The 24,643-nt window shown below is 51.1% G+C and carries 19 protein-coding genes; 6 read left to right on the top strand and 13 right to left on the bottom strand.

All coding sequences use genetic code 11. From position 1 onward, the window contains the following. Positions 1-20: 20 nt before the first annotated feature. The 4 genes from KP22_RS08560 to KP22_RS08545 form a co-directional block, all read right to left on the bottom strand. Positions 21-1,397: an MFS transporter gene (locus tag KP22_RS08560; RefSeq protein ID WP_039303752.1), complete on the bottom strand. Its 1,377-nt coding sequence runs from the start codon at positions 1,395-1,397 to the stop codon at positions 21-23. Next, positions 1,398-2,360 (bottom strand): cytochrome c nitrite reductase subunit NrfD, encoded by a 963-nt coding sequence (gene nrfD / locus KP22_RS08555; protein WP_039323727.1) that lies wholly within the window; start codon positions 2,358-2,360, stop codon positions 1,398-1,400. After that, positions 2,353-3,051: a 4Fe-4S dicluster domain-containing protein gene (locus KP22_RS08550; protein ID WP_039323725.1), complete on the bottom strand. Its 699-nt coding sequence runs from the start codon at positions 3,049-3,051 to the stop codon at positions 2,353-2,355. The genes nrfD and KP22_RS08550 overlap by 8 nt, the downstream gene beginning before the upstream one ends. A 534-nt stretch (positions 3,052-3,585) precedes the next feature. Next, positions 3,586-4,551, bottom strand: a complete 966-nt coding sequence (locus KP22_RS08545) for an alpha/beta hydrolase (RefSeq protein ID WP_039323723.1) — start codon at positions 4,549-4,551, stop codon at positions 3,586-3,588. A 274-nt stretch (positions 4,552-4,825) separates the two neighbouring features. Between KP22_RS08545 and KP22_RS08540 the strand changes: the two genes are divergently transcribed. The 5 genes from KP22_RS08540 to KP22_RS08520 all read left to right on the top strand — a co-directional run bounded on the left by KP22_RS08540 (position 4,826) and on the right by KP22_RS08520 (position 10,764). Next, positions 4,826-5,725, top strand: coding sequence for a LysR family transcriptional regulator (locus KP22_RS08540; RefSeq protein ID WP_039303764.1), 900 nt, complete (start codon positions 4,826-4,828; stop codon positions 5,723-5,725). 169 nt (positions 5,726-5,894) lie between these two features. Beyond that, on the top strand, positions 5,895-7,109 hold the full coding sequence (gene manD, locus KP22_RS08535) for a D-mannonate dehydratase ManD (RefSeq protein WP_039303767.1): 1,215 nt from the start codon (positions 5,895-5,897) through the stop codon (positions 7,107-7,109). A 29-nt stretch (positions 7,110-7,138) separates the two neighbouring features. Beyond that, positions 7,139-8,161: a Zn-dependent oxidoreductase gene (locus KP22_RS08530; protein WP_039303770.1), complete on the top strand. Its 1,023-nt coding sequence runs from the start codon at positions 7,139-7,141 to the stop codon at positions 8,159-8,161. A 378-nt stretch (positions 8,162-8,539) separates the two neighbouring features. Then, a complete protein-coding gene (locus KP22_RS08525) occupies positions 8,540-9,913 on the top strand; it encodes an MFS transporter (protein WP_039303773.1) in 1,374 nt (457 codons plus the stop codon). Between the two features lie 164 nt (positions 9,914-10,077). Then, positions 10,078-10,764: a GntR family transcriptional regulator gene (locus tag KP22_RS08520; RefSeq protein WP_039323721.1), complete on the top strand. Its 687-nt coding sequence runs from the start codon at positions 10,078-10,080 to the stop codon at positions 10,762-10,764. 140 nt (positions 10,765-10,904) lie between these two features. Here the strand turns inward: KP22_RS08520 and KP22_RS08515 are convergent, their stop codons facing one another. From KP22_RS08515 to KP22_RS08480, 8 genes are all read right to left on the bottom strand, one after another. After that, on the bottom strand, positions 10,905-13,136 hold the full coding sequence (locus tag KP22_RS08515; RefSeq protein ID WP_052012498.1) for a LamG-like jellyroll fold domain-containing protein: 2,232 nt from the start codon (positions 13,134-13,136) through the stop codon (positions 10,905-10,907). A 376-nt stretch (positions 13,137-13,512) separates the two neighbouring features. After that, the gene (locus KP22_RS08510; RefSeq protein WP_039323719.1) at positions 13,513-14,874 is read right to left on the bottom strand and encodes an esterase-like activity of phytase family protein; all 1,362 of its coding nucleotides are present in this window, start codon (positions 14,872-14,874) and stop codon (positions 13,513-13,515) included. A gap of 18 nt (positions 14,875-14,892) precedes the next feature. Then, entirely contained in the window at positions 14,893-16,236 is a 1,344-nt protein-coding gene (locus KP22_RS08505; RefSeq protein WP_039323712.1) for a phospholipase D-like domain-containing protein, read from the bottom strand. Beyond that, on the bottom strand, positions 16,229-16,897 hold the full coding sequence (locus KP22_RS08500) for a MotA/TolQ/ExbB proton channel family protein (protein WP_039303785.1): 669 nt from the start codon (positions 16,895-16,897) through the stop codon (positions 16,229-16,231). Before KP22_RS08500 ends, KP22_RS08505 begins: the two co-directional genes overlap by 8 nt. Before the next feature lie 167 nt (positions 16,898-17,064). Beyond that, positions 17,065-19,305, bottom strand: a complete 2,241-nt coding sequence (locus KP22_RS08495) for a TonB-dependent receptor family protein (protein WP_039303788.1) — start codon at positions 19,303-19,305, stop codon at positions 17,065-17,067. Positions 19,306-19,382: 77 nt separating this feature from the next. Beyond that, the gene (locus KP22_RS08490; protein ID WP_039303791.1) at positions 19,383-20,132 is read right to left on the bottom strand and encodes an energy transducer TonB; all 750 of its coding nucleotides are present in this window, start codon (positions 20,130-20,132) and stop codon (positions 19,383-19,385) included. Between the two features lies 1 nt (position 20,133). Further along, a complete protein-coding gene (locus KP22_RS08485) occupies positions 20,134-20,538 on the bottom strand; it encodes an ExbD/TolR family protein (RefSeq protein WP_039303794.1) in 405 nt (134 codons plus the stop codon). A gap of 322 nt (positions 20,539-20,860) precedes the next feature. After that, positions 20,861-22,054, bottom strand: a complete 1,194-nt coding sequence (locus KP22_RS08480) for a multidrug efflux MFS transporter (protein ID WP_039303796.1) — start codon at positions 22,052-22,054, stop codon at positions 20,861-20,863. Positions 22,055-22,411: 357 nt separating this feature from the next. Here KP22_RS08480 and azuC point away from each other — a divergent pair, with 357 nt between their 5' ends. Continuing rightward, positions 22,412-22,498 (top strand): stress response protein AzuC, encoded by an 87-nt coding sequence (gene azuC, locus KP22_RS23005; protein ID WP_121246965.1) that lies wholly within the window; start codon positions 22,412-22,414, stop codon positions 22,496-22,498. 117 nt (positions 22,499-22,615) lie between these two features. Here azuC and KP22_RS08475 read toward each other — a convergent pair whose 3' ends face one another. Then, positions 22,616-24,484, bottom strand: a complete 1,869-nt coding sequence (locus KP22_RS08475) for an Svx/AvrXca family virulence/avirulence protein (protein ID WP_039303798.1) — start codon at positions 24,482-24,484, stop codon at positions 22,616-22,618. Between the last annotated feature and the right edge of the window lie 159 nt (positions 24,485-24,643).

The raw sequence follows: 24,643 nt of genomic DNA, 5'->3' as shown, positions 1-24,643 counted from the left end.
GAATGAGGTGAATAACTGCGCTATCGCCCATGAATAAAGTGATAGCCGTCGTCGTTATTGAGAGGCCTGAATATCAGGCAGCAAATCGGTAAGCCAATGCCGAGTAATAAAAATAACAGGCTGAAATGGTTAAGATTGAAGATGATTTCGAACTGAGAGAGAAAACGTAATAGTGGAAACGTCAGCGTCATACTGAGCATGACGGAAAGCAGTTGGCTAATGGTTAACAGATTATTACCGCTGTGGTACGTGCTGTTATTCAGATTACTGAAAGCCAATGTGCTTTCTGCTGAATATAACGTCGAAATCAGTACGCCTAACAGCATGGCGATAATGCCGATGAGGTGCATCGATCTTTCTTGCACGGCGACGCTTAAGGCAAGGACGCACAGCGATGTGATGCCGGTGGTCAGCATCAACAGCCGCCGGTAGCCAATACGCTTGACCAGTGGCTCGAACAGCAGCTTTGACAACAGCGCACCACTGGAAAAGAGCAGCAGAATCAGGCTGGTTTCTGCGGGTTTACAGGCCAGCGTCGTTTGCAGCATGAGTGAGAGCACAACGGGTATTGATGCCAGTAACGTACGCGTCACAATGCCGCCAAATACGCCGACAGAAAAGGTTCTGATGCCAAACAGGGCGCGCGGGAATAATGCAGTTTCTGCGATAAGATGTTGTCGGTAATAAAGAAAAACCAAACCCAATGTGCTGCAAGACAGGAATAACATGACGAGTGTTGGCAATATATTTTTCGTGGCGGTAGTTAGCATGAAGGCGACAAGGAATAACATCAAAATGGGGAAGGCGACTTCATAGGCACCCGTGCGTGACGTCTCTTTAACCGTCTCAACAGGAATATATTTGGTTGCCAGAAAAAAGCAGAGTAAAGCCAGCGGGATATTAACGAAAAAAATAGCCTGCCAGGATAGAAAATTAACCAGAATATTACCGAACACGGGGCCGATTAGGGTGCCAAGTAATCCCAACAAAGTCACCCGATTAAGAAAGCGTAATTTCAGACTCTGCGGTGTGGTACGCAATATCACGGTTCTGATGATGGGCAGCATGAGCGCACCGCCGATGCCTTGAATAAAGCGGTAAACGCTTAAGCTACCTAGCGTGGTGGCCGTCATACACAGCAGTGAGCCGAGCATGAAAATGGCAATCGCTATCTGGTAGGTTTTCCTTTCTCCGAGTCGTTCCGCCAGCCAGCTATTGGCCGGCGTAAACGCGACGACCGTGACAATGTAAGAAATCACGATCGTTTCCATATGCAATACCGGCTTGTGCAGTGACTGCGCGATAGCCGGAATGGCGATATACACCATGGTGGTATCCAGAGATTGCATAAAAAAGGTGGCGGAAGCAATCCAGAATAAGACCCATGACGTATTCATTTAGGCCACCGTCATTTGTCCGGCATAAAGCACGAACAGTCGTAGCAGGAACACGCCGAATAAACTCATGACAGCTAAGGTTATCACTTGCCCTTTGCCGGAATGGGCAGAAGGTTTGCGTACCCGATTGATAATCGAGGGGATCACAATGCCGATGCCGATAATGCCAATCCAGAATACGTTTCCCCAGAAGCCTGACAGCGCGGCTTGGACGGCGACAACTTTTTGCCCGCCGCCAAGCAGCAGTCCGACAAAAAACGCCAGCAGCAGGAATAGCTCGGCATACACCACCGGTGTTTCCACACGATGGATGAAATGCAGGGAGCGTGAATTCCCTGAGGCCTGACGCCCCCACGCGCTGGCTAGCAGCATGACGGCAATACCGGATGTCGTACCGGATACTAAAAACAGGACGGGCAAGATGGGGTTATTCAGCAGCGGGAACGATTTCAGCGCGGACAGCAGAAAGCCGGTATAGCAGCCGAGCAGGATTGCCAGCACCAACAGCAGATTTTCAATCACCGCAGTATTTTTAACGATAACCGCCGTCAGTCTACGTGCTCGCGCGGCCAGCGCGGGACGATGCCAGACGGTATCAAGCAGAGTCAGCCATACGTCATGGTAAAGCGTGATGAGCCACAGCAGCATGACAACGAAATACACCTGAAAGAGCATCACCCCAAGCGACATGATGGAAGTGGGATTGTAAAAGACCATCAAATACCAAAAGGTCAGCGGTTTAGTCAGGTGAAAAATCAGAATCGCCAGCCCGAGGATCACGGCAAGCGGTGCCACGATGGCCGTGGCTTTGATCATGCGATTACTACCGTGGTATTCGCCAGGAACGTAGTGCCTGAGGAGCAGGGACAGCGACACCATCCCCGCCGAAATGCCGACCAGAAGAAGGTAAACGGCGATGGGCCAATCCCAGACCAGCGTGTCGAACGTGAAGGCATTATGCATTGTCGATTGCTCCTCGTTTCCCAGGAATACGATAGAGTTGAGGCTCGGTGCCCAGATAAACCTTGGAGCGGTAGGTCGCGTTGCTCTCGATCATCTTGGCAATGTTGCTTTCAGGGTCGTTGAGATCGCCAAATACCAAGGCTTTAGTGGGGCAGATTTCGACGCAGGCGGGCTGCTTCCCTGCCGCCAGATTGCTTTCCCGACAAAAATTGCATTTATCTGCCGTTTTCGTGACGGGGTTGATGAAACGCACATGGTAAGGGCACGCGGCAATACAGTAGCGGCAGCCCACGCAACGCTTATCGTTAACGTCGACAATGCCAGTAAGTGCATCTTTGAAGGAGGCTCCCGTTGGGCAGACGGCAACGCAGGGTGGATTCTCACAGTGCTGGCAGGACTTACGGAAAAATTGCTTGATGGCACGCGTTTTCTCGACGGCGGGAATGTCGACGGTTTGCAGTATGTCCAGCCGGGTTACGCCATCAGGGACGTTATTCGTCTCTTTGCAGGCCTTGATACAGGCTTTGCATCCGATACAACGCATTTCGTTATGTAATAAGCCATATTTAACGGCTAATTTACCCTGCGTTTTTTCTGTCTCATTTTTCGCCTGTGCGAGACCGATATTTCCACTAACGGCGATCGCACTTCCCATATAGGCAATAAAACGACGGCGAGATAATTCTTCCATATCATAAATCTTCACATTGAGGTGATAGCCGCGCGAACACCCAATTTTTCATGGATGTTATTAACCCAGCAATAGCGCTAATATTTCGCAGTTTGACGCTAATAGATAAACAGTGGTCAATTATTACGATGAAGGTAATAAACTAGGCCATGTTGTTATTGTGGTTTTATTGGAGCATGGCGATAAAAGGCTAGGTGTGCGGTTGATCACATTTATTTTTTTGTAGTTACCTATATAACAAACTTCGATTTGTTATATATGCCATTCAATTGGCTTTTTATTTATTCCTTAGAAGCGTGGTTTTTAGGATGCAGCGTTTCGATTGTAGTGATTTGTTTTTTTATTTTTCCGTTTTCGGTGATAGTGAATAATTGATGTGTATCAGATTATACGTTTTTTTATCCGATAAGGATGGCGTATCAATTGAGGCTAGACTTTTGCTTGCAACAAATAAAAAACGTTAGTGCTTATTTGGCACTAACGTTTATGTAACATAAGTAATTAAGAATAGAAAATATTAATGGTAGGTTGGCATCAGGGCTTTAAGTGTTTATCAAGAAAGCGGACGGTAATCTGCATGATGTCCGGTTGCAGCCAGTGCGGCCCGCCGTGCTCGGCACCTTTAACGCTGTAGTAGGTCGATTCGATATTTTTCTCTGTCAGAGCTTGATGCAGTCGTTCGGTCTGGCGTGGAGAAACCGAGGTATCGTTGGTACCGTGCATGATCAGGAACGGGGGCGTTGCGCTACTGATAAAGTTAATCGGGTTAGCGGCGGCTGCTTTTTCAGGATAGCGGGTGATTGCGCCTCCTTCATTAAACACCGCAGTGCCGTTGACCCAGATAGCTTCTGTCGCAGAAGGCGAGGTGTGTTTCTGGACGATATCATCAGGGAAGCCTTCACCGACGAGCGTCAGATCGGATAATCCATAGAAATCAATCACGGCCTGGACGTCACTGCTTTGGTCAAGATTATCGCCTTTATCGTGGGCTTTCGAGCCATTTGTCGTCCCGGCAAACGCTGCCAGGTAACCTCCGGCAGACGCGCCGAAAACCGCAGCATGTTGGCCGTCAATACCAAATTTTTTCGCATTGGCGCGCAGATAACGAATAGCGGATTTTACATCTTCCAGCGGCGCGGGAAAAAGAACGGTGGGGGCGACACGATATTCCATACTAGCAACCACATAACCCGCTTCGGCAAGATTAAGACGCTGTTGCAGGTAATTATCCTTATTGGCATTAACGAATCCGCCACCGGTAATGAATAATACGACGGGAAGCGCTGTTTTCGATTCAGGCTGAAGAATATCCATTTTTAATGCAACATTCGGATAGCCACGCACCGATACCTGAGAATAAACGACGTCAGAGATTAACTTCACCGATGTGGTTTCCTGCTTTACGGTGATCTCATGCTGATTCTGTGCTGCATTGATTGCAGTAGCGCTCATCATTGCCAACGTAGCTAACCCTATTTTTGTTGTTTTCGAATAATCCATATCTTAAGTCCTTTTGTTAGGGGGTTGTAAACTTTTTCGGTTTGTGAGGGATGATGCTGTTATTTGTAAAAATAATATTAAAAAACATTTGATATTGTGAGTCCGTCTTCTTCAATCAATTATTTCCTTATTGATAATAAGTTGACTATATCTACTATTAACGTTATTTCTCATTAATTAAATGTGCATCTAATCACATTTGATTATTTACAAATCCTTATAATTGATATCATAAGTGATGATAAATGAGGCTGTTGATGCGTAATATAAAACAATGTTTAGCATAAAGCGTGTGATTTATTATCAGGAACTCATCCGGGTCGGGAGTTTCACCAAGGCGGCGAAAGCGCTGAATATCTCTCAGGCTTTTTTGTCACAGGAGATCGCGCGGCTGGAACTTGAAACGGAAAGAAAACTGATTAACAGAACCACTCGGCAGTTTTCTCTGACGCCATTTGGGAAGCTCTTTGCTGACAAAATTCAGGGGATCATTAAAGAACATTATGAGCTGGAACAGTTCGTTAGCAGCTATGAGGAAAGCACGGACGGCGCACTGCTGGTTGGCGTGATCCCGATTTTTAATCGTCTGGCCCACTACAATATGTTTAACCTGTTTCAGAAAGCCTATCCCAATATTGATATCTCTTTCATTGACGGCGTGAGCACCGATTTACTGGAAAGGGTGCGCAACAGCGAGATCCACCTGTCTTTTTCGACGCCTTTTGATGAATATCTGAAAGATCCTTTGTTTCATCACACCATTTGCCAGATTGATGACATTGTTGCCGTGATGGCGACGTCGCATCCCCTTGCTAACAATAAAACGCTAAGCCTGCCGCAGCTGGTAAAAGAAAAGCTGATCGTTCCGCAGAAAGGGACGGGGGAGCATGCCGCCGTTTCCGAATCGTTCACCAGACAAGGCATCAACCCCAGCTACTTTCGTGAATGCAGCAACATGGACATCATTATGGATCTGGTGATCAACCTGTCCGGCGTGGTCTTCCTCTGTTCGTCTGTCGCCAAAAGCCTGACCGCTTACGACGTCGCGGTTATTCCACTGGAAGAACAGTTAAAAAGGACTTTCGCTATTAGCTATCTGAAGCGCAGCGTGAACATCCCTATGGTGCGCCTGTTTTTGGATTTCCTGCAAGATTACAGCGAGTCTGTTCGGTAGCGCATTTTATCCCCCTCGATTCATTCAGCTTCCGCTTCCCGCTATTCACATGTTTTAGGTAAATGTTGCAAATGTGAATAAGTGTGAGGCGATTCAAACTATCGTTATTAATATACTTGTATGGTAGTCGTCATGATCGAGTGACTACATGCACAGAAGGATAAGTAACGTGAAGATTGTCAGCGCTGAAGTGTTTGTCACCTGTCCGGGGCGGAACTTTGTCACCCTGAAAATTACGACAGATAGCGGATTAACCGGCCTTGGTGATGCGACGCTTAACGGGCGTGAGCTGCCGGTCGCCTCTTACCTCAAAGATCATGTGTGTCCGCAGCTTATCGGCCGTGATGCGCACCAGATCGAAGATATTTGGCAGTATTTCTACAAAGGCGCGTACTGGCGTCGTGGCCCGGTAACCATGTCCGCGATTTCTGCTGTCGATACCGCACTGTGGGACATTAAGGCTAAAGCCGCCAACATGCCGCTCTATCAACTGCTAGGCGGAGCGTCGCGCACGGGTGTGATGGTGTATTGCCACACGACGGGTCACTCCATTGATGAAGTGCTGGATGATTACGCTAAACATCGCGACCTGGGCTATAAAGCGATTCGCGTGCAGTGCGGCGTGCCCGGTATGAAAACCACCTACGGCATGGCGAAAGGCAAAGGGCTGGCGTATGAGCCTGCGACAAAAGGCAGCTTGCCGGAAGAGCAACTGTGGTCGACGGAAAAATACCTCGATTTCACGCCGAAGCTGTTTGAAGCCGTGCGCGACAAATTTGGCTTCAACGAACACATGCTGCACGATATGCACCACCGCCTGACGCCGATTGAAGCGGCGCGCTTTGGTAAAAGCGTTGAGGACTATCGCTTATTCTGGATGGAAGACCCGACGCCTGCGGAAAATCAGGAGTGCTTTCGTTTAATCCGTCAGCACACTGTCACGCCGATTGCGGTGGGGGAAGTCTTCAACAGCATCTGGGATTGTAAGCAACTGATTGAAGAGCAGCTCATTGATTACATCCGCACCACTATTACCCATGCGGGCGGGATTACCGGCATGCGCCGCATCGCCGATTTTGCCTCGCTCTATCAGGTGCGCACCGGTTCGCACGGCCCGTCGGACCTGTCGCCTGTCTGCATGGCGGCGGCGCTGCATTTTGACCTCTGGGTGCCAAACTTTGGCGTGCAGGAATATATGGGTTACTCGGAGCAAATGCTGGAAGTGTTCCCACATAGCTGGACATTCGATAACGGCTATATGCACCCAGGCGAAAAGCCGGGTTTAGGCATTGAGTTTGATGAAAAGCTGGCGGCCAAATATCCCTATGACCCCGCGTATTTGCCGGTTGCCCGTCTGGAAGATGGCACGTTGTGGAATTGGTAAGAGTGGAATGGGTAATTAGAGGCCAAAAGATGAAAAGTATTGTGATACAACAGCCAAATTCACTGGTGATTGAAGAACGCAGTATTCCGCAACCGGCGGCAGGTGAAGTTCGGGTCAAGGTGAAGCTGGCGGGCATCTGTGGTTCGGACAGCCACATCTATCGCGGGCATAACCCTTTCGCTAAGTACCCGCGCGTAATCGGACATGAATTTTTCGGTGTGATTGAGGCTGTTGGTGACGGTGTAGACGCAGCTCGGCTAGGCGAACGCGTCTCGGTCGATCCGGTGGTGAGCTGCGGCCACTGCTACCCATGTTCAATCGGTAAGCCGAACGTCTGTACCTCGCTGGTGGTGCTGGGCGTGCATCGTGACGGTGGGTTCAGCGAGTACGCTGCTGTACCCGCGAAGAATGCACACGTCATTCCCGATGAGATTCCTGATGAATTTGCTGTGATGGTGGAGCCTTTTACGATTTCCGCCAATGTGACCGCACAGGTGAAACCGACCGAGCAGGATGTCGCCTTGATTTATGGCGCGGGGCCGATGGGGTTGACCTCGGTTCAGGTACTGAAAGGCGTGTTCAAGGTGAAGGAAGTGATCGTCGTCGACCGCATTCCCGAACGTCTGGATATGGCATTACGTAGCGGAGCGGACAGGGTTATCAACAACGCGTCGCTGTCATTAAAAGATGAATTGGAAGCGCTGAATATCAAGCCTACGCTGATCGTTGATGCTGCCTGCCACCCGTCTATTTTGCAGGAAGCGATTACGATTGCTTCTCCTGCGGCGCGTATCGCCATCATGGGATTCTCCAGCGAACCTTGTCAGATCAGCCAGCAGGGAATCACCAGCAAAGAGCTATCTATTTTCTCATCACGTTTGAATGCCAATAAATTCCCTATCGTGATTGAGTGGCTGAAAGATAAACATATCGATCCGGCAAAGCTGATCACACATCGATTTGATTATCAGCAGGTAGTACAAGCGATTGAGGTTTTTGAAAAAGATCAAAAACGCTGCTGCAAAGTCCTGCTGACTTTTAATGGTGCATGATGGGTTATTAGCAACAGGGTCTATATAAAAGGGAAACACACTATCGATTACAGAAAACTATAGTAATTCCTTTGAAGTAATTATTTCTCTCTTAATCACTCCTGGCCATAAATAACAGACTGGAGTGGCTTGCGACACCATGATGAACGGTAATTTTACTTACTGTTATTTATACCCTAAATAATTCGAGTTGCATGACAAAACGTTAACGTTTTGAACAGCGCTAGCGCTGGCCCGAAGGGTGGACCCCATTTATGAGGTCCATTAATCCTCAGGAGCTTACATAAGTAAGTGACTGGGGTGAGCGATGAAACCAACGCACATGCAGCTTGAAGTATGACGGATATACCATAATTACAAAACGTCGAGAGTATATATATGAATAAGCATAAAATAGCATCTGGACAAAATAAACCTGCAAGAAGTACCTCTGACTTAGTTAAAGCAGCGGTGTCCGGCTGGCTGGGCACCGCATTAGAATTCATGGATTTCCAACTGTATTCGCTCGGGGCGGCACTGGTCTTTCATGAAATATTCTTCCCTGAACAATCGGCGGCAATGGCGTTGATTCTGGCCATGGGCACCTATGGCGCAGGCTATATTGCTCGTATTGTCGGTGCCTTTATTTTTGGCCGCATGGGTGACTCCATCGGTAGAAAGAAAGTGCTCTTTATTACCATCACCATGATGGGGATCTGTACCACGTTAATCGGTGTGCTGCCGACGTATGCCCAGATTGGTATTTTTGCACCGATCTTGCTGGTGACCTTGCGTATTGTGCAGGGGCTGGGGGCGGGGGCGGAGATTTCCGGTGCAGGCACCATGCTGGCTGAATACGCGCCGAAAGGCAAACGTGGGATTATTTCCTCACTGGTTGCCATGGGCACCAACTGCGGCACGCTCAGCGCTACGGCTATCTGGGCCGTGATGTTTTTCACCCTTGAAAGAGAAGAGTTACTGGCGTGGGGCTGGCGTGTACCGTTCCTGGCCAGCGTCGTCGTGATGATATTCGCGATCTGGCTGCGTATGAACCTGAAGGAAAGCCCAGTTTTTGAGAAAGTCAGCAATGACGTCTCTGGTACTGAAGATCCATCATCTGCTCTGGTGGTTGAGCAAAGCGAGCAAAAATCCATATTGTCGATGTTCAAAGGCAAAGCGTTTTGGCTGGCAGTCGGGTTGCGTTTCGGTCAGGCGGGAAATTCAGGATTAATTCAGACCTTCCTGGCTGGGTATTTGGTTCAAACGCTGCTATTCGAGAAGTATATTCCGACAGATGCCTTGATGATCAGTTCTATTATCGGATTCATCACCATTCCATTCTTAGGATGGCTCTCGGATAAAATCGGTCGTCGCGTACCTTATATTATTCTGAATATCTCGGCGATATTGTTAGCCTACCCAATGCTTTCTCTCATCGTTGATAAAGAGAATAGCGTTAATGTCATTATCGTCAGCATTATCATTATTCATAACTTCGCGGTGCTGGGATTATTTGCGCTGGAAAATATCACTCTGGCGGAAATGTTCGGTGGACGTAGCCGCTTTACTCAAATGGCGATTGCTAAAGAAACGGGTGGCTTGGTTGCCGTTGGTTTTGGTCCAGTATTAGCCGGTATTTTCTGCAACATGACCGGCTCCTGGTGGCCGATTGTTGTGATGCTGATTGTCTATTCACTGATTGGTTTATTCGCGGCTATTAGCATGCCGGAAGTCAAAGATCGCGATTTAGATGAATTAGACGACGCAGCATAACAGAACGCTACAGTGTTCCTGTTTGTGAAGCGGACAACGGTGTGAAAGGGACATTGCAGGCGACGGGCTGGTAGGATGAAAAGCGCGGCGGGTTCGGTAACACTGACGCTCGCCGCGCTAAGCGTGTATCATAAACGGTAAATTTCTTGGCTAAGCACAGCGGCATGGATACCTCTTTTCAGATCAACAACAGCGAACCAGTCAACCAGCAAATTTATCGCGTACTGCGCAAAGACATTGTGGAATGCAATATTCCGCCGGGTAAACTGCTGTCTGAAAAAGAAATTTCTGTGCGCTTTGACGTTTCCCGTCAGCCGGTCAGAGAAGCTTTTATCAAGCTGGCCGAGGCCGGACTGGTGCAGATCATGCCGCAGCGCGGCACGTTTGTGATGAAGATCTCCGAGCAGCGCGTGGCAGATGCCCGCTTTATCCGTCAGGCACTGGAATGCGCGATTGTGCGCCGGGCAGCCGAAATGGTGACGGACGAGCAACTACTGACGCTGGAGCACAACTTACGCCGTCAGGAACTGGCCGCGCAGAATGAGCAGGTGCGCGAGTTTCTTAGCCTCGATGATAGCTTCCATCAACTTTTGACGCAGATTGCCAACTGCCCGCTGGCGTGGGAAACCATCGAATCGATCAAAGCGACGATGGATCGCGTGCGTTTTCTCAGCCTGAGCCAGGTTTCGCCCCCGACAAGCCTGATCCAACAGCACTACCTGATTTTTAGCGCCCTGAAAGCGCGCGATCCTGATGCGGCAGAAAAAGCGATTCGTGAGCATTTGCAGGAAATGATCTACTCGATCACGCCGATTGCGCAACAAAATAGCGACTGGTTCGAGCACGGCTGAGTGACTATCTCGTTGAATAATCTGGTGGCAAGCACTCGCTGAAGCCCATTGTCCCCAGCGAGTGGATGAGGAAGTACTATCTTCTGGCCGTATGCCACAGCATGGCGTTTAACTCGCCCATGCTGTGACGGTTTGCCACCTCAGCGTGATAACGCCGCAATTTCACTGCCGCTCAAAGCTCCATCGTAGATTTTGAAATAATCATATCGGCCTTTCATATAGGGATCGGTCGGGTATTGAGAACGGCCAAGATAGGCGGCATTCAGCTCACCGAGTTGATAAGGTGCCTGAGTGAACGTGTCGCTGCGGGCTACTTCGGTGCCGTTAATATAAAGAATGGCGACATTATCTGACATTGTCATTGCGGCGGTTACCCAGCTACCGAGTGGGAATGTTTCGCTGGTGCTTTCAAATGCTTCCATCATGTAGCCATGCAGAATCGACATTCTGAAGGACATCTTTCCAGCATTGCTAAACGGCAACAGCGCGATCCAGCGTCGGGTGCCAGAACCCATGTCGAAAATACGTGCCCAGACCCGCCTGTCGTCCGCACAGAAGCGGGTAATGACGGTGAAATCACCTAAATTTTCCATCACTTTACCGGGAAGGCTGACATAGCCATCGACGCCATCTAACACCAGCGCAACGCCCGAACCATCAGGCCCCGTTCCCCAACTGGCTCCGCCGTGCAAGGTGCTGTTTTCCCATTTTCCGGTGCTGTCAGCCAGCGTGGTGCCTGAACCTTCATTGAACGCCAGATGGAAAATTTCTTCCGCTTTGATTACTACGCTGACAGCGTCAGAAGCGGAGGTTTCAGCGCTATTTACAATAGCCTTAACGCGATAGTAATAGCGGGTTGCGTTGGCAGCGATATCCCGATCGCTATAGGTCAGCCGATCGGTAATATCGTAAGCGATGGTGCTAAATGCGCCATTCGCAGAGGCGGAACGTTCAAGCGTATAGCTAGTGGCACCGACGACACCCCACCATGAAAGCTCAATACGTTGCCCACGGCGATAAGCGGTTAACCCCGTTGGCTTCAAGGCAGAATTATCGACGGCCAGTTCGCGGGTATACAGCAGCGTGCCATAGCCTGTACCATCACCACCGCCGCCATTTTCGGGTGAGAGTCTCTGCACCTGTTTATAGACGTAGGGCGTATCAATCCCTTTGCGTTTGGCGTAGTGGTTATAGATGGTTTCCCAACATGGTCGGTTATTCCCTTGGCTCACCGTGCTCACCCCTTCCATCCAGCCATGTCGGTTACGATAGGTTTTCCACGGTACGGGATAATAGGCACCGTTTGCATCGGCAAGATTGGATTTCGCGACATATTCGGCACCGGCGAGAAATCGGTTGTTGGCATAGCCGTAGATATCGTCTCCCTGATTCCACGCCATTTCACAAAATGCGACACCCAAACTCATTCCTAACGTGGTGTGCCCCTGATCGCGGCCGCTTTCTTGCCATTGCCCCAGATAGCCTGGGTGTAAATGAACTACGGACTGCATACCCGCGCCGTTGCCCTGACCATATTTGTAGTAATCAAGCGCTTCCTGATAGATATCCGGTCGGTCGCATAGCACGCCAATCGCCAATATGTTGGCAATGGCACACTGATCCCAGTTAGCCCAATAGTTTGTGATGTCCGCGCCATTATGAACGTCTAAAAAATTACGCGACATCGGATAGAAAATGGTTAGCATCATGTTCTGGAAACGCTCAAAGTCAACCTTGGCCCAGCCGGAGTAGGTACGCATAATCTCTGCGACGTTAGCAAACTGATAGCCGTAGATACCCGCGGCTAACCAACGGTCTGCGTTGCCAGTGATCGTTTTTAGAGTAGAAGACCAGGCGTTGAGATATCGCAGGGCTTCATCAGCATAGGACGTATCCTGTGTGATTTTCCAACGTACCGCCAGACGATAGGAACGCTGAACGTCGATATATAGAATCGAGAAATTTTGCCCATCGCCCCCGCGTATCAGTGTTTCTGCTGCACGAGGGTCGGCACCTCTCTGCGAATACGGATCGGCAATAAAAGGCGCCCACGCTTCTGTCCAGGGACTCTCTTTTCTGGCGAGCTTTTCTCGAATGCGAGAAAAATCCTCTTCGGTATGCAATAGACCTGGGTGCGTGAAGGGTCGATCTTCGGCATAAATTGAGGGAGCAATAGCGCCTGTTGCCACTGCGGCGATGGCTCGAGTGAGAAAATTACCTTTGAATTGCCCTAATAATCCACTGAAAGCAACGCCCGCTCCGGCTTGTAAGAAGCGGCGACGAGGCAATGACCCCAGCTTTTCTGCTTTAGCGTGTGAATCAATAGATGTATTTGTATTCTCGTTGTGTCGCTGTAGCGATATTTTTTTCATGGTGGTTTAACTTCCCTATTTAATATGTGTGTTGAATCACTTCACCTATTACCAACACCGCTCCGGTTTTCCATAACCTGTCGATTATCAGGCAACGGAAAAGGGCTGTGCGATCCCGCTGTTGCTCTGTACCTGTATTTTTTGATGTGTTGCACATACTGAGTGCCGAAAATAAGGCTTTCTTTATTGAGGTGTCGAGGGAAATCGTGCTGGAAAAATTCTGATCTGTATTGCGCAGAGGTATGGGAAGCACTCATTGATTTTTTTATGAAAACCAATGAGTGTAGCGTGTTATATCAGCCTTTTTGGCATGTTGTCAGCCTTTAGCATGGGCCTCCGATGGAGACCCGTGCTGCACGCTATCTTATTGAAATTGCTATTTCAGCGGTTGGGCCAATTTAATCAACCACAGCTCGTTATCGGCTTCTGGTTTCTGCAACGGTTTGATTTCTAACGTCGTATCGACCGACTTTCCGTCTCGTGTGAGTTTGCCATCGGCAGTGACCTGATAGTCGTCCGCTTTGTCTTTGGCTTTCACGGGAGAGCGCAGCACGGATTGCAGGCCAAAGTCGTTGTCGTTAATGACGGCCAGCGTTTGCTTATCGACCAGCGCCAGACCTTCCACTTTCTCCTGCTGCCAGCCAAGCTTACGTAGGTCAACCAGCTCCTGCTTGTGCGCGAGCGTAATGCCGCGTTTTTCCAACTGAGCGAGATCGTCAAATTCCGGCGATTTACCATCGGCATCGAACGGCGTCAGGTCGCTCGCTTTGCTGAGATCGACCAGATAGATGCGGTTCTGCATCTGTTTGTCTTTATCTGCACCTTGTTCGACCAGCAAAATGCGCTGATTATCCAGTGCGACGATATCGCCGATCTTGGCATCCTTCGCTTTCTTATAGCTGTCGATGTTGATGGGATAACCCAGCATGCGGCTGGTTTGGGTTTCCGGATTAAACATCACCAGACGCGTAAACTGTGCTTTGTTTTTGCTTTTGCCGTCGATATCCAGCGTACTTTGCACTGCCATGACAATGGTGCCGTCCGGCAGGCGGGTCAGCCCTTCAAAACCCCGATTCGGCTGGCGCCATTTGATGATGTTCGGTAAACCGCTGGCAACCGAGTGCTCATTGCCCGCAGGCGTTGGGCCGAATTTTTGCAGGATCTTCCCACTAGCATCAACGTGAATCAGGAACGGGCCGTATTCGTCACACAGCCAGAAACCGCCTTTGCCATCCGGCGTAACGCCTTCAGTATCCAGCCCACGCTGGCTGGTACTGAGCGGTTGCAGGGCGTCATTCAGCGCCACTTCATTGGTGGTGCCAATAAAGTCCGCTGGCAGCGGCAGGCCAGTGATATTGCCCTCGGCATCGTGCAGCGAGCGAGGGTTTATCGCTTCGGCAGCTTTTGCAGTGACCCGAATATCCATCATTAGCGGCGCGTAGTCGGGGCTGGCGAAGATCTTGGCGTCTTTCTCGCTGACCAGCGGCGCATCGGCATTCGGGCCACGATCGGTGACGGTGGTGAAAATCAGATCGTCACCCTGTTTGCCAGTAAAATACAGACCAGAGCCAATACCGACAGGCAGGCCGTTGGGGAAGTTTTTGGCGAATTTGCCCTGATACTGCACATGCTCGCCGGCGGGGAAGGTAACGACATAGCGCGTCACTTTTTCTCCTTCGGCCTGAGCGCTAAACGGCAGAAGTCCGGCAACCAGCAGTGCTAACAACGTGTGTTTCATGCTATTCCCCATCAAATGTCATTCTGGTAGTGACGACGATGCGGTGATCGTGTCGCCTGTCGTGGATGAAGTGGTGTTTTCTTTCTCTTTCACGCCGCCTGGATTGGGGCGCGGGTAATCATAATCAATACGCAGAGGATGCGCGTACGCACTGTTCCACAGCTGTGTATAGAGCTGGTCTACCCGTTGCGCCATTGCTGGGTTCTGAATCACCATTTCCAGATTACGCGAGTTATCCAGATAGCCACCGCTCCAGTTGCTGGTGCCGATCCAGGCTTTTTTGCCGTCGATGGTCATGAGTTTACTGTGGATCACGCGGGCAAAAGGGATGAAGCCGCTGCTGGCTTGGGGGATGGATACCGTTTTTATCTGGATGTTGGGTAGCAATGCCAGACTTTTCAGGTAGGCGATATTCGGCATTTTGGTGCTCCATTCGGACACCATCAGCTCGACCTGTACGCCGCGTGCGGCGGCGGTGCGAATCGCGTTATCGATAACCGCATAGTACGGGCGCGTGTTATCAGAGCCGTAGGAAAGCGGGACATAATCCATCACCTGAATGCGCACCTGTTGCTGGGCCTCCGCCAGCAGACGGGGGAGTTCTTCTTCGGAATCAATCACGCCAGCGGGATTAAACGCTTTGGGGCTGGCAACCAGATAGTTGCCCGAACGGTCAACGGCGTCCGTCGATGCGGGCAACGGCGGAACCGTTTCACCGTTAGCCAGTCGCGCCTGTGCCTGCCAGTCTTGTTCAAAAATGGCGCTAATCTGCTTCACCACGCGCGGATCGTCGATCAATAGCCCCGTTTCGTGAATGTGCTCCAGTGCCCGCCAGTCAAGATTCTGGCTACCCATGTAAGCCTGTTTACCATCAATCAGCAGGTATTTGGCATGCAGAATACCGCCGCTCAGGCTTTCATTGGGGATCACGCGCAGTTCCAGATTCGGGATGGTTTTTAGCTGATCCAGCGTGTCCTGAGTGGAAATTTTTAGCCCTTTTTCTTCGAGCAGCAGACGGATTCGCACGCCGCGTCCTCCGGCGGCACGCAGATGCTGTAAGACACTATCGAGGCGCGTTCCTGCCTGATTAGCGACATAGAATTGGCCCAGTTCAATCGTGTGCTGGGCATTATCAAACAGCGATGTCCATACCGCATCGCTCGGGCGTAAATCTGGGGCAGTCAGCGTGGTTTCCACCGGGGCGTCATACACTAATTCATAGCCGGGGATGCGATAGCCGCTCGCACTGGAGTCGGCATAGGCTGACGCACTTACAATAAACAATACGCCTCCTGTCAGCAGCGTGTTGATGCCATGCTTCCAGCGTTGCCCCGAATGGGTGGAACCATCACGTTTAAGCATAGCGTTTCTCCGCCATCGCTTTCTCCGTCATGGAACTATGCGTCACCGCAGGGCCCGCTTTCTGTTGGCGAGTATGCGGCATTCCAGCGCGAATCAGCAGGACTTTCAGCATTTCGTTGATGTGTTCCATCCGGCTTTGCAGGAAATTATTCCCCAGCAGGCACACCAGCGCGATGGCGATCCCTAGTCCGGTCGCGTACAGCGCAGTTCCCATTCCGGCAGAAACCTGACTCGGGTCAGAAATTCCGGCGGCGGACAGGGCTTTGAAGGTGTCGATGATCCCCATGATGGTGCCGAGCAGCCCCAGCAAGGGTGCTGCGGTAACGACGGTTTCCAGAATCCATAGCCCGCGAGACAATTGCGGCTTACTTTGCAGATATTGTGCGTCGATCAGGTCGTTAAGTGCATCGCGGTTTTCTGCCTGATGTGACTGCGCCAGAACGGGGGTGACTACCGTGATAGGCAGGCTGGGGCGCTGGGTTAGTGCGTCCGGCAGATCGTGAGCGTAGCGAATATCTGCCGTTAGCGCACGGTCCAGACGTTTGGCCTGCCGACGCGTATAGGAAAAATAGAGACTGCGTTCGATGATGATCATCAGGGCGATCACCAGTGAAGCGTACATGATGTAGAAAATAATTTCGTGCAGCATATCGGCGTTCATGGCCTGATCCTTCTGTTGCCTTGTTGGGCGTGATTTGTGATGACGATGTCCGTCGGGCGGGTGTCATGGGTAGATCGTAAAGACGCTGCAAGTACATCCTTGGCGCGGACGCTTTACTCTTCTATCCCATTACCCCCGTTTTGCTCTGTGCTTCGGCTATTAACGAATTAGAACGTTGCTTCCAGTGAGGCGCTGAAGGTGCGTTCTTCCCCGACGTTGTAAAACGGTGTGCCTGCCGATACGCCGTTATACGATCTTGAGTTGAAGCTCACTGAGCGCGCCGAGTCGAGATACGCTTTGTCGAACAGGTTGCTGACGCCAACGCGTAAGGTGGCACTTTTCACGATCTTCTTATCCACTGGCAGATAGACACCGGCGCTGAGATCGAAAACGGTACGTCCGCCGATCTTCTCGTCATTGGTCATATCGCCGTAGAACGATCCGACATAGCGGCTATTTACGCCGGCGTAGTAGAGGCCGTCGTCATAGCCCAGCCCGAGGTTGAGCATATTTTTCGGCGCATTGGCGACCTGTTTGCCGGTGGTGGGGAGCTGGCTACCGCTGGTGGCGAGATTATTTTTTTGCTCGGTATCGGTATAGGTGTAAGCGGCGAAGTAGTTGAAGTTATGAGGCAGCTTGCCGCTCCACTCCAGCTCCAGCCCTTTGTTTTCTACTTTCCCGGCGTTGATCATTTCGTACTCACCATCGGCGTTACGGCTGGAGATCTGGCGATCGGTAAAGCGGATAAAGAACAGCGAGGCGCTCAGCAGCATGTCCTCATCCTGGAAGCGCCAGCCGAGTTCCTGATTCCAGCTCAGCTCGGGTTTGGTGTTGATGGAATCGCCAACGTTGTACAAGACGTAGTTGGGCGGGGTGCGCATATTGCGTGTGATGTTGTAGAACAGCTGATTTTCGGTATTGATGCGGTAAGCCGCGTTAAAGCTGGGCAGGAATTCGTGGTACTTCTTGTTCTTTTTCTCTGCGACGTTATACAGGCTGCCGAGGTTAGTGCCGTCACGTTCTACGTGCTGATAGGCCAAACCGCCAGTGAACGTCCATTCCGGTGAGAAGAACCAGGTGTCCTGTACCCAGATTTTATGCGCTGGCGTGATGGTAAACTGGTTACGACCCTGAACCACTTTTCCGTTAGCGTCGGTGACCTGATTCGCATCGCCGGGTTTGCCGGAGATATTAACCGGAGTGCCGTCGCTTTTTAACGGAATGAAGGGCTGCGTTTGGCGCTGGCGGGCACGCTCGAACCAGTAGCCGATATCCAGGCTATGCTCGTCGTTAAGATCCCATTTCAGCTTGGTGGTGATACCCGGTCGCCAGGTTTCCGTCCATGACGGGCGGTAGTAGGTGTTAGAGGTCAGGTTACTGAGATCGTAGTTACCCGCGCGGTCTGATGTTGCAGATAATACGCTGGCGTTTCCGCTGCCAAAGCTGCCGCCGTTCGTCGAGAAATAGTAGGGCTGTAAGGTCAGCGCCAGATTGTCGCGTAGCTGCAATTTCTGGGTGAACGTGACATTCAGCGTTTCAAAGTTATTGCGGTTGATTTTGTAGTATTGGGAAATCTGTCCACGGTTGTTGTAAACCGGCGTCGTGGCATAATCCATCTTACGCCCGTTTTGCTCGAACTGCCGTTTGCTTAGCGTCGAGTAGTTGATGGTATCTTGCTGATTGTATTTCACAATCAGGTTGCTGCTGTGGCCGTTTTCATGTTCATACAGGCCGTTCCACTCGATTTTATCGGCGCGTGAATAGCCTGCGCCACGCCATTTGTCGGAGTCGGTATACGAGTAAGAAAGCCAACTGCTGAAGCCGTTGTGTTTGCCCGTTTCCAAACGTGCGAAGGTCTTGCTGAGGTTGTTACTGCCGAACGTTTGCTTAACGAAGCCGCCAAACTCTTTCGCCGGACGGTGGGAAACCAGCCCGATGTTGCCGCCGCTGGCACCGATGTGCGGGCCATCCATTTCTGACGAACCTTGGGTAACGAAAATCTGCTCCAGGTTTTCCGGGTCGCCCATTCCGTTCGGGTACACGGCGTAGTCGCCAGAGTCATTGACGGGAATGCCGTCTGATGACAGGCCGACCTGATCCGCACTCATGCCGCGCATGGTATAGCTGACGCCGCTCAAGCCGCTGGCGTCATTACTGCTGACGTTCAGGCCTGCGGTGTATTTCAGTTTATCAATGGCGTTGCCTGCTGCGGGCATCTTGTCCAGTGCGTCTTTCGTCACGGTCGAACGAGATTTGGCGCTGTCTTCTTGAACCATTAGCCCTGCGCCGAGTGGTTGCCCCTGTACGTTGATGGTGCCGACATTTGTTGCTTCCTCCGCCAGCGCGGAGCCTGCCAATAATGCGCCGACGACGGACAAACATACCCCAGAAAGTTTGCACGGTTTCATTTAATTATCCTAGTATTATCAATAATGTACTGTTGACGTTATTTTGCTGATTCACTCTCTTGCTCAGGTGCGAAACGCTACTGCGCCTGATAATCAAACGTGGCTAAAAAGCGTTTTGTGCTTTGTCCTGCAAAGGCGTCGGCAGGGAAGGCTCGAACTTGTTTGATGTTCTGTAAGCTGGCCTGTGCCGCGCGGTTGAGCAGCATGCTGGATGCTTTGCTGTTGATCCCAGAATTGATGACTCGCCCTGTGCGATCGACTTCCAGCCAGACTTCAACCCGACCTTCGGGACGTTCAAGCGATGCCTGTCGTCCGGTTGGGTAACGTTTTGTTTGTTCAAGCTGCGCGCGCAGTGCCTGCGCATAGCTATTTTCCAGCGCGGCGACATTCACCGACGGCGCGGATGGCGCAGCATTCGTAGTCGGTGCTGTGCGCTTGACCGTCGCTTGCGGGCGTGGCGCAGTCGGTTTAGCCGGCGTGGGCGTCGGTTTCGGTTTCGGTTTGGTTTCGGCCTTTGGCTTAACTTCGGGTTTAGGCTTCGGCTTTACTTCCGGTTTAGGGGGAATAACCCGCGGTGCTTCTATAATCGGGTCTGGCTCGTCAACCGGAATCGGCTCAGGTTCGGGCTGTGGCACGGGTTCCGGTTCTGGAAGCGGTTCAGGCTGAGGAACCGCTTCCGCTTCAGCCAGCGTGATCGCCATGACCGTTTCGTCGTATTGCTGCTGAACTTTCAGCGGCGGCTGTTGGCTGGCGAAGAACAGGCAGGTGGCAAAGACCGGTAACGGCAACCAACTGATGGCGTGGCGTGAACGATAGAGCAGATACATGTCACGATTTCCGGGTGGCGATAGAAATGGACGAGAATCCGCCCTGACGCAGGGTATCCATGACGGCGACCAGACGCTCAACCTCGACGCTTTTATCGCTGTTGATAATGATGGTGGTTTGCTGGCCTTGCTGCTGCTGTTGCAGCGTATTGATAAGATCGCTCAGCGCCATCGGCTGCCCGTCCAGCTCAAGTTGATCCTGTGCGCCAAGCGTGATGATTGCTTTTTTCTGCGGCTTGAGTTGCTGTGCGCTGCCTGCGGCGGGGAGTTGTGTTTTCAGGCCTAGCGCTGGAATAACGTTCATGCTGATCAGAACAAAGAAGACCAACAGGAACATCATCACATCGATCATGGGAACCAAATCGATGTGGGCTTTTTGCTTTTTAGGTTCGTTCCAGTTTCTCATTACTCACTTCCCTACAGGCGCGAATGTCTGAACAGGGCAATTCGCGTGGTGCCGAAACAAAGCAGCCAATATAGGTAGGGTTTGTTTAAGTTTTTTTACATTTATGTGATTATTTTTTCATGCTGATACGTTTTGATGGTGATTTTTTGTCAAAAAATAAGTTTTTTGATGTTTTTACATCATTCGTTAACGACAGTGGGAGAATCCCCAGAGAAAGGAAAAGTACGCCAGACGGGTGAGAACAGCGGAAAATGAATAACCAGTGAAGCCACTGGCTGAGTCGTTACCCTTTGGGTCGGAGAGTTATCTTTTGACTAGGAAGCTATCCCTTTCCGCGTGGTTTCCTGAAGGCGAAAAAGAGTTGCAGCGTGTTGCATAGCACCAGAAAAGCGGTGACGACGAACACCCAGCGGAATCCCATCAACGCGGACACGCCGGAACCCATCAGCGGCCCCAGCACGTTGCCCAGATACATGAATGACTGGTTATAGCCGAAGATGCGGCCTGTCACCTGCTGGCTGCTGTATTTAACTAATAGCGCTTGTACGGTTGGCATCAGTGCGCCGTCGGCAAAGCCCAGCATAAAACGCAGGATACCGAGCTGTGTGGGGCTTTGTACCACCGCCATGACCAGGAACAGCAGTACGCTGATTGCCAGTGCTGCGATCAGGACGCGGTGTGCGCCGATGTGGTCACCTAAGCGGCCAAGGCGTGGTGCAGATAGCAGGGCGGACACGCCGGGAATAGCGGCAATCACACCGCTGATAAAAGCAATGTTGTCCGTGCCGGGAGCCAGATCGCGGATGAACAGCGTCAGAATAGGGCTGATGGAGCCGTTTGCCATCTGGATCATCATCGTCGTAATGAACAGGCAGATGATGAGCGCGGGATAAGGCAGAGAAGCGAAGACCGCTTTCCCGCTCAGCCTATTTTCTTTGGTGACCTTAATGACGCTCTCTTTAATCGCGAAAAGCGTAATCAGGAAACTGGTGAACAGCATGCCGCCGGTGATGAAAAAGACGATACGTAGCCCGATATAGTCGGCCATAAAGCCACCGAATAAAGGACCGAGGATGACGCCAGCAATTTGCCCGGTCGATAGCATACCGAGTGCCCAGCCGCTTTTTTCACGCGGAACTTGCGAAGCGATTAGCGCCATGGCGTTGGGAATGTACCCAGAGGTCAGTCCCATTAACGAGCGTAGGATGAACAGTTGCCACACGTTGGTCGCCAGTCCCTGCAACGACATCACGATTGCCATGCCGAGTGCTGCGCGCAGCAGCATAAGCTTGCGGCCTTTACGGTCAGCGAGACTTCCCCACAGTGGCGCAACGATGGCAGAGATCAGAAAAGATGAACTGAAGATCAAACCGGACCACAGGCTCAGCGACTCGTGCGAATTAACCCCTAGCTGTTCGATGTACAGCGGCAGGAAGGGCAGTATCTGGCTCATAGCCAGCCCGGTGAAAAAACATCCCAGCCAGGCAGAGAAGAGGTTAAGTTTCCAGGTTTCCATGGGGGTCGGAACGAGCCTTCATCAGCGAATAACCAATGGCGAAACTGCGGTGACTGCGCGTGAGAAAGTGTGCTAACTGGCAGTGAATAGCGCTCAATTAATAACGGGCAGTGACTAAAATTTCGTCTTTCATCATGAGCATAGCATAGCTGGTGGTGTATTGGTCACTGAGGGTAATGATTCGCAACAAAAGAAAATCAGCGCGGGTAGGTGAATGCTATTGTGTGATTTGCGTCACAAAAAATTAGCTTTTGTACAACGGGAGTTGTACAATTCACGACCATAAGGCAGCTCACTGCCAGTAAGACAAAAGCAACTCCATCGCGTCATTAGAATAACGAGTTAAGTGAAACCAAGGTGAAAAAAGTGCGTAACTTCTTTAAAAAAATGCTGGCGGCTTACCTGAATACCTATAAAAACGTGCCGCCTGGCGCACTGTTCTAAAATCTGTGCTATGCATGAAGCAGGCCGCCATATTGGCGGCCTGCTTATTGATGGGGCTGACTTATTTTGAGAATCAACGTACGTGGTTCTGAGTCCATTCCCCGTTTCGTGATGGTATTACTTCGTACTGTAAACCGGAACCGCCGTTACTTCTGGCACGGCATCGGTCAGATAAGCACCGGCTGCGCTGCTTTTGACTTCTTCTTCATCAATAAAGCCATAGAACACGCCCTGCGACGCGGAAACGCCGCGAATTTCCGCATCCCCACGCATCTGCGCATTACCTGACAGCACAATACCGCGCTCATAGGCTCCCGGCCCCATGAAGACCGTATGCAGTCGTGCATTATCACGCACGATGGTATTGCCCTGCATTACCGTCAGGCCGCTGACAACGGCGCGCCCTTCCACCGTTCCGCTCAGAATTGTTGCACGATCTTCAATTCTGGCATTATCCCTCACCGTACCGCCGATGACGCGAGCATAAGGCCCGACGTATGCAGTAGGAGCGACATTTGCGGAGTTAGACACCCAGCCGCCGCCGTTTGCGTGGCGAGAACCGTTAGCGGTTGGATTTGGTGCGCCCGGTTGGCTGCCTTCCGGCCAGGCACCAGTGAAATCAGCCATCCACGGATAGCGGTAGAGGGAGTAGTAAGCCTGATCCCATTTGATCTTCTGCATTTGCGACGGGGTACCCATTACCACCATGTAAATGCCGCTATCGTCCTGTCGGATAGTGAAGTTTTTCACCGTGGCGGATGCGCCGCGCTGCAATTCGCTGTAGCGTGAAACACCGTCCGAACCGATAGCGACAATCCCCCAACGCCAGTCGGAATGCGGCTGTGGCATCGTTGCCGGATCGTTTTTCAGCCCAGGGAAGCGGGTAATGGCTGACTTACTCTGCACCATACCGCGGAATTTAACGGTAATTTTCGTCGCCCCACTTTCTGGGATCAGCCGGACGATGTTGTAGCCCAACTGCTGTGGAGCCTGATCGAAAGGTACGGAGAAGCGTCGCAGGCTAGCGCTGGCACCGACAACCCGTTCAAGTGCGGTGGTTCTCAGCAGACGGTCGGCGTTATTCTCGTTAGGTTGGACAGCCCCATAACCGCCGTAGGTGGAGCGGTAAAAACGGCCACGGTCGAAACCATCGGGATCGATGTAATCCCAGTTGACGTTGTGCATCGCCCAGTCGCCGAAGACGTCGTTGAATTCAGACTGGCTCCAGCCCATGTTACTACGCAAAACGGACAGCGGATCGGCGGTAGACTGGCCGCTTTCGCCTCCTTTCGGCGCTTTTGACCACATATCGTTGATGGCGCTATAACCAAAGCGGTTCTTCAGGTATTCCATAAACTGCCAGTTGCAGTAACGGTTACGTGTTGAGCCCAGATAAATATGCGAATAGTTGACCTGCATTTCCGAGCAGTGTGCCGACGTACCGCGGAATTCATCCATCTGGTGCGTCATCCAGTTCGCGTGGGATTCCCAAATCCAGCCAACGTAGTTTTCTCCGCCCGCATTCTGGAAGCCGCCAGTTTGCCCTTGCAGCGCATGGGTAAATTCGTGCGCCAGCCCCCAGTTATCCTTGAGTGACGCTGGGCCGATCCACATCCCCATGCTGCCACCGCCCGCAATCCCCCCGCTGAGCCCAAAAGTAGGATCGATGTGAATGTTGGCCTTATATTTCACGGTTTGTTTGCAATAAGGTTCGGGATACTGAATTTGGTGAATAAACTTATCCCAAATTTGTTCCAGTTTCTGCCCTGCGGCAACCGCATCATTACGGTTCACGTCGTTATTATTCCAGCGGAAGGCAAAGTGCTCTGTCTGGTATTTCACGGAAGGCATATCGGTGATGGAATTATCCACCTGCCAGTTACCCGCGACGCAAGCCTCGGCGGCGTTTGCCGTATTGACCATCAAAGCGCCACCTAAAACGAGTAGACAGTTTAGCGGCGTGAGAAGTGTTTTTATTGTTGGCATAAATCCTTTTCCTAGCATGAATGATTGCTAATCAGCCTTATTATTTCAAGGGAGTAAATTCCCCGTTGATATATAAGACCCCATCCTATATATCCGTCATGCTTCAAATTGCCCGTGCGTTACTTTCACATGCATTTTGAATTATTCAGGCGCTATTTT

This window comes from Pectobacterium betavasculorum, from assembly GCF_000749845.1.
GTDB classification, from domain to species: Bacteria; Pseudomonadota; Gammaproteobacteria; order Enterobacterales; family Enterobacteriaceae; genus Pectobacterium; species Pectobacterium betavasculorum.
This window is presented reverse-complemented; position numbering and strand designations above follow the sequence as displayed.